The 6,148-nt window shown below is 57.2% G+C and carries 6 protein-coding genes; 4 read left to right on the forward strand and 2 right to left on the reverse strand.

Going from position 1 to position 6,148, the window contains the following annotated elements; all coding sequences use genetic code 11:
• Window positions 1-252: 252 nt before the first annotated feature.
• Entirely contained in the window at window positions 253-2,013 is a 1,761-nt protein-coding gene (locus tag FHT02_RS21000; RefSeq protein WP_184092158.1) for a hypothetical protein, read from the forward strand.
• Window positions 2,014-2,663: 650 nt separating this feature from the next.
• Window positions 2,664-3,074, forward strand: coding sequence for a GtrA family protein (locus FHT02_RS21005; protein ID WP_184092160.1), 411 nt, complete (start codon window positions 2,664-2,666; stop codon window positions 3,072-3,074).
• A gap of 408 nt (window positions 3,075-3,482) precedes the next feature.
• On the opposite strand, the gene FHT02_RS21010 is transcribed toward FHT02_RS21005, so the two are convergent.
• Entirely contained in the window at window positions 3,483-4,508 is a 1,026-nt protein-coding gene (locus tag FHT02_RS21010) for an IS110 family RNA-guided transposase (protein WP_184092162.1), read from the reverse strand.
• A 109-nt stretch (window positions 4,509-4,617) separates the two neighbouring features.
• Here FHT02_RS21010 and FHT02_RS21015 point away from each other — a divergent pair, with 109 nt between their 5' ends.
• The gene (locus FHT02_RS21015) at window positions 4,618-4,989 is read left to right on the forward strand and encodes a hypothetical protein (RefSeq protein WP_184092164.1); all 372 of its coding nucleotides are present in this window, start codon (window positions 4,618-4,620) and stop codon (window positions 4,987-4,989) included.
• Between the two features lie 222 nt (window positions 4,990-5,211).
• Window positions 5,212-5,598, forward strand: a complete 387-nt coding sequence (locus FHT02_RS21020) for a hypothetical protein (protein ID WP_184092166.1) — start codon at window positions 5,212-5,214, stop codon at window positions 5,596-5,598.
• A gap of 85 nt (window positions 5,599-5,683) precedes the next feature.
• Here FHT02_RS21020 and FHT02_RS21025 read toward each other — a convergent pair.
• On the reverse strand, window positions 5,684-6,148 hold a 465-nt coding region (locus FHT02_RS21025; RefSeq protein ID WP_184092168.1), incomplete at its 5' end, for a recombinase family protein.

The raw sequence follows: 6,148 nt of genomic DNA on the forward strand, positions 1-6,148 counted from the left end.
AGTAATGTATTGTCGCTTCCCAATCCACCACACCGGTGCCCTTGCGGCAGCGGAGAGTAGCCTTCGCCTGTTGACTCAAGCCGCGATAGAGAAGCAGCCATTCACTCATGGCTTTTCCATCCGTTACTTAGCATGATCAGGTCAGCAACTTCGGGCGATCAGGACGACGACACCAACATCACTCGACTGGCGCGGTTAGCGTGATATAATAACCACATAGTCCCGGGGGCGGGACGCGGACGGGGTAGGAATATGAAGTACATTGTCTTGACGGGTGCGCTTTCGATGCTGCTGCTCACTGCATCGGCGCAGGCACAAACGCAGGCACCCTGTACCGCGCTTACGCTGTTTAACAACGCCTGCAAACGAGATGCCGTGAAACCGGAGCGGGCCCCTGCGAAGCCAGAGCAAGCGACTGCGAGCGCAAATGTACCTCAAAGCGGTCAGCAAGACCCGGAAAGTGCATGGGGCACCTTAGCGGCGTTGGCCGATACGAGTTGGTCGTTGCCTAACGGATCTCTCGTAACATTTTCCTGGACTGCTCCAAAGCAGCAAATGCTGATGTCTACTTTGCTGCCTAACAAATCGGTGTCAGTCGAAGTCTGGAAATTTAACAACGCATCTGGTCTCATTGAAGAGTATCAGAAGGTTGGCAATACATTTCAGCATTTTGCAAATCTGACGGCCCAAGCTGACGGGACGTTTGCCCGTATTCCGGTCAACCCAAAAGAGAAGTCTTCATTTTTCTACTCAGTGGACGGGGATAAGTGGTCTTCCGTCTGGTCAAAGAGGAGGGGCAAAGGTTGGGTTCGGGACGCTTCGAAGCCGGTCGCCTCTACGTGGCAAAAGGTGTCATCCAAGGATGCGGAAATCATCCGGTTGGCCATCTTGGAACCAACCCGCTTAGTCGACCATTGGGGAATATTTGCCAAGCTCGTGGGTACGCAATGGATGAAAAGCAGCTTTAGCAGTTTTGACAATACTGAGTCTATAGAGCTTCTTACTTACACTTGGTCAAAGCCTGGTTTTGAGTTAAAGGTAGCGCACGGTTCGCCTAAATCAGTTGATGAATATCTTACCGGACTGATCCAGGTCGGTAAGAATGTAGAGTTTCGTATGCAAGGTCAACTCAGAGGGGACATTAAGTACGAAATGTTCGAAGATGAATTAGTCGGCTCACAAGGTAACTATAGAGCAATAACAAGGATAGAGGGAGATCGTTTGATTGATCTTTGGCAGGTAAAGCATGAAGGAAAATGGGCGACGTTAGCCCAAGACATTTGGAAAAGGGGCACGGCGTATTCCGTTGCTGCGGCACGAGAAGAATATGCTGAACGTGAAAGGCGTCAAGAGGAAGCCAATAAGCGTGCGGAGGCCGCTCAAAATGCGAAGATGTGGGGCGCTGTCCTCGACGGCATAGCGCGTGGGACCGGAGCAACATCCGCAGACGGCGTAATTGATAATCCCTTAGACGGGAATTCCGCGACTGGCCGACGCTTGAACGAACAGTTGGAAGACATAATCCAAGGCCCACGTTCGCGCGGACCGAGAGCGCATTGGGCATCGGACGACCCTTCTTCGTCCTCTAGCGACGCAGCGAATTTGCCTATTTCTTCCAACTCAGCCGGTGGCGCGCTTGACAGTCGCAACAACGCAGAAGCCGCGACGTCCAGCGGGTCGGCGTCCGTGAGAACGGCAGGTTCGGCATCAGCCAGTAACGCAGTAACAGACGCAAAAAATGAGGATGCGCCCGAAACCAACAATGGTGGGGCATCAGGTCAGTCGGCGGATGGCTCGGCTTCGATCATTGTCGCGCCTTCGAACGAAACTGAGCGTAGGGCTGCTGCTGCTGCGGAGCGTGAACGCATACTCGCTGAGGCAAAACGAAAAACGGCCGCGCAGGAGGCGGAATTGGCGCGTCGACAGGAAGCCGAAGCGGCTAAGACCAAGGCAGAGCAAGCGCGTCGCAAAGCCGAGTTTCTGAAGCGTTGTCCTAGCGGTAGGTGCCAATAAGGCTCGACCCAGGTCGAGCAACACAATTCGCCGAAGGGGACCGGTTTTCATTAACGCAACTGGTTCCACGGCATGTTCTGCTGAGCCATCTTGCGCTCACCCATCAAGTCCCATCCGGTGGCTTTGGGCTTGCGTTCACGCGCCAGCTCATTTCGGTTAAGGTTCGTCCGTCACCAGCCAGTGTATTGACGCCCGCGACGAAGGATTTGCCGGCGATGGCGAACGTCCAGCGATAGCGTGTCGGCGTGATAGCTGTGATCGCCAGAGTGCGCTTCGGCCCGGAGGTCGCTCCGGCGCCGGCATCGGGTACAGGGTGACCGCGAAATGTGTGACGATCAAGCTTCTGTCCTCGACGGACTCCATCCGCATCGCACCAGCGCCGGCATCTCATGACTTCCCCCTACGAACGCGCATAATTCATTTGATGCGCGTTCGGGGCAAGACCTACCTGCTTCCCGTTTCCCGATCGTTTTTGGGAAAGGCAGCGACCCGACGATGTCTGCTATTGTGACCCGCCTCGCCGAAAGCCGCCGGTCCGCAAACGCCCCAATCTCGGACATACCGGCCGGATTTGCGCACGCCCAAGAGCTGCCGTAGTTGAGGCGGACTCACTGCGATTTCGGGAGCGAGCCAAGGTGGTCTCGGTAAACATGCAAGGCCTGCGGCTGCACAGAGATACAGTGCGCCAGCTAGTGCGCTTCGGCATTGCGGGTGGATTATCTAGCATAGTCTACTCTTTGGTCTACCTGCCACTAACCGCGTACGTGTTCCCCCGCGAACTCGCGGTGGCGGCCGTGCCGTTCGCTTTCATCATAGCGGTTACATTCGGTTTCTTCGCCCATAGCAGGTGGAGCTTTAAAGATTATGGTAATCGTACCCCAGGTATCGGCCAGCACCTTCGCTTTGTCGCTGTGCAGAGCACCGGGTTGGTCATCAACGCCGTCGTAACCTGGGTTGGCACGGCGGTGCTCGGGCTCCCACCTTGGGCGCCACTCCTACCGGCCGTACTCTTAGCAGCGGCTATTACCTTCATACTCAATCGTCAGTGGGTCTTCGGCTGACGGTGCTGCGACATCGCAGCGCATTGATTCATGAGCGTCCGCTATCATCCTCCGCCGAGCGTAAGCGGACGGACAGCTTACCACCAGACCACGACGTTCCGCGCCGGCAAAGCGGTCGCTAGAAGCCGCCTTTCCGCTTCCGCCCATGTGTGGACGGCTCTCCGTTGGCAAGGGTTTGTTGAGCGGATGCACTTGGTGGTCGGTGCGGCCATGTGTCCGGCCTGTTGTGCGGCTGTCGTTGCCGCTGGCCATAATGCCTTCCGCGGATCGGGCCCCTGATCAATTGCTCGCACTTGGGGGTGCTTGGGCGTTGTAGGGTGGTCTGATCCGCCGGTGTCGACCGGCTTTCGTGCAATAGCTCCTTTGCCCTTTCCAACCTCGAAGCGCAGCCTCTTCAGCCGCGCGGTCTCACGCAGCGATGGCCATCGGCTCGCGATAGCGCTCTCCGCTCATCATCATGGCCCACGCAATGCGGGCGTTCTTGTTCGCCAATGCGATGGCCGCAACCTTTGGCTTACGACGCTCGAGCAGACGAACGATCCAGGTGCGGCGTGTGCTCTGCATTGCGCGCCGGATCACTGCCATCGCGCCTGCAAATAACATCTGCCGCAGATAGCGATTGCCGGCTTTGGTGATGGACCCCAGCCGCTCCTTGCCGCCGGATGAGTTTTGCCGTGGGACCAGCCCCATCCACGCTGCCATGTTGCGACCGCATCGGAAGACCGAGGGGTCTGGCACGCATGCTACCAGCGCCGACGCGACCAGTGGGCCGATGCCAGGCACTTCCATGAGGCGCTGGCAAAGCTCGCTCGAACGGGTCACGGCGAGGACTTGGCGATCGTTCTCAAGGATCTGCTGCTTCACGAGCTTCAATTGGGCAATGAGCATCTGGAGACACTGACGCGCTGCGGCAGGAACACGCTCATCAGCCTCATCCCCGATAACCTGGAGCAGCCGATCTACGCCACCGCGACCAACCGGCGCGATGATACCGAACTCCGCCATGTGCGCACGAATGGCGTTGGTGAGCATCACCAGCTGACGGTTGAGCATCAGCCGCACCTTGTGCAGCATCATCGCGCTTTGCTCATCGGGGGCTTTTGCGGCAACGAAACGCATGGTGGGCCGGGTGACAGCCTCTGCAATCGCCTCCGCATCGGCCATGTCGTTCTTCTGCCGCTTCACATAAGGCTTTACGTATTGGGCGGGCATCAGCCTCACCTCATGACCAAATTTGGCGATCTCGCGAGCCCAATAGTGCGAGGTCGCGCAGGCTTCGATCCCTACCAAACAAGGTGATAGTTTCTCGAAGAACGGCAGCAACCGCGCTCGCGTTATTCGCTTCTGCAGAATGACAGTGCCAGCCTCATCCAGCCCGTGCAGCTGGAAGACCGACTTTGCGATATCCAATCCGACTACATGTACATCAGCCATGGCACTCCTCCTCAATCCGAGCGGAGCAGATTAAACCGACTCCGCCGTGGTGGAGAGCCGTCCACGGCATCAGTTGCCGACGTTAAGCCTCGCGCGGTAAGAGTTCCCAATGTTGTATCCGCCTTCACTGGATCGCGCTGTAAGGATGCGAGCCTTTCACGCGCCGAACGGTGAGCTTGGCATTCATCCCGAAGACGTGACGACCTTCCTCGCCGCCTGCAGAAAAGATCGAGCCGAAGTGCTCGGTTGGGAGCTTTGGGTTATCGATCACGCCTGGGGAGATCATATCAACGGTCCGGTGAAGGCACCGGGAACGTGGTGCGGCGGCATACCGATCAACGGCAACAAGCTCCCGGTGGTGTTCAGCTTTTGTGGCGATGTGGACGAGACAGAGCGCCAGTTTCAGAGCGTTGACTTGCAAGCGGAGGTACTGCCCGACTGGCTGCCTCACGTCAGGGTAAACTTCACGCTCGCGGATTAGGCTGATGTCTGCTCTCGCCGGTTCCACTCACAGTGGCTAACGCCCAGAAGCGGACGTGGATCTCGCGTATCGTTCCCGGCGTTAACTTACGAGTAGGTGCTGTCCGATACTCTTCGAGGGTCAGGCAGTTTCGGCAGTCAAGCAGTCCAGCTCAGTCTGTTATTGTTGCTTCAAAGGGCAATCGGAATGCAATCTCATTCAGTAACCCGCGTTATCACTTCAATGGCAAGTTTCCTCGCATTATTATTCGTCAGCGCTTGTTCAAGTGAAAGAACCTACCAAGACCTGACACCCGAGGAACGTGCAGGGCAGCCGGGCCAGATCATTGCAGCGATCGAAAGTGATCCGAGTTGGAAGAGTCGTGACGCACTTCGGAACCTGCACACGGTGGCCATGAAGGTAGTAGATAAGCCAGGTGGCTACCTCTTCATCAGCGACACACTTGCAACCGGTTTGCAGTTGATGTGTCCCGATGTGGCTGACATGCCTCCTATCTGCCGCAACAGGTTTATCCATGCTTTTGGCTGGACCGATTATCCTGTCACCCTAGGGTATCCAGAAGCTGTGCGTACAGAACACGCGCGACAGAAGGCCGGGACGCAAAAATGATCTATGTCCGGTTCCCACCCAATCATCGCCATGATGCCGGCGAATGCGGAGTCTCGATAGCGGACGTGCGTTCGTTATCGCGCTGCTAGGCAGCGTCTTCCTCGGCGTCGGCCGCTCGTACGTAGGCGTAGAGGGTCGGCTTGGAGATGCCGAGCATCGTGCAGATCGTTGCAATTGGCATGTCAGCCTCGTTGTAGAGCTTCACCGCTAGGTCGCGCTTATCCTTGCTAAGTGCATTCGGCCTACCGCCCTTCTTACCCCGCGACCTGGCAGCAGCTAGGCCAGCCTGGGTGCGCTCTCGGATAAGATTGCGCTCAAACTCTGCCAAAGCGCCAAACAGGTGGAAGGTGAGCTTCCCCGATGTAGTGTTTGTGTCGATCGCCTCATGAAGGCTGAGCAGCCCAATCTTCTCCTGTTCAAGATAGGTCATCCACCCGATCAGATCGCGCAGGGACCGACCAAGCCGGTCAAGGCGCCACACCACCAGCGTGTCGCCAGCGCGGAGCTGCTCCTTCACTTTCTGTAATCCAGGTCTGGGCACGGTCGCCCC

The organism is Sphingomonas xinjiangensis (assembly GCF_014199255.1).
Taxonomy (GTDB): domain Bacteria; phylum Pseudomonadota; class Alphaproteobacteria; order Sphingomonadales; family Sphingomonadaceae; genus Sphingomonas; species Sphingomonas xinjiangensis.